The 586-nt window shown below is 32.4% G+C and carries 1 protein-coding gene; it reads left to right on the plus strand.

The features are described from left to right. Positions 1-586: transposase (locus ABNK64_RS11175; RefSeq protein ID WP_349764448.1), on the plus strand; the 586-nt coding region annotated here is incomplete at both ends.

A 586-nucleotide genomic window follows, 5' to 3' on the forward strand; every position in this document is an offset into this window, starting at 1 on the left:
ACTTAACTTCATATGATATTAAAACTCTTGAATTAAAAACTTTTTGTAGAGCTAGAAGAAAACTTGTTCAAGCTTGTGCTTCAGTTAAAATTCAATTAAATACATATGTAGATCAGCTTTTTCCTGAATTACATGATGTTTTTAAATCTGGTATTCATACAAAGTCTTGTTATCAATTGCTGAAGGAATTCACTACCCCTAAAGCTATTTCAAAAGCTCATCTTACTCGCCTTACAGGGCTATTATCTAAAGCTTCAAAAGGTCATTACAGTAAAGATGATGCTAAAAGACTTAGAGAGGTAGCAAAATCTTCAGTAGGCATTGAAAACAGTGCCTTAGTTTTGAGAGTTATTCATGCTATTAGACAAATAGAACTATTAACTCTCCAAATTTCTGAAATTGAATCTTCAATTGAAAGTTCAATGAAAGAAATCAATTCAGTTGTAAAAACTATCCCTGGTGTAGGTAGTTTAAACGGTGCTATGATCATTAGCGAAATAGGAGATATCAATCGTTTTGACAGCCCTTGTAAACTACTAGCTTACGCAGGATTAGATCCAAGCGTAGTACAATCAGGAAATTTTAC

It is taken from the genome of Fusobacterium sp. SYSU M8D902, assembly GCF_040199715.1.
In the GTDB taxonomy this organism is placed as follows: Bacteria; Fusobacteriota; Fusobacteriia; order Fusobacteriales; family Fusobacteriaceae; genus Fusobacterium_A.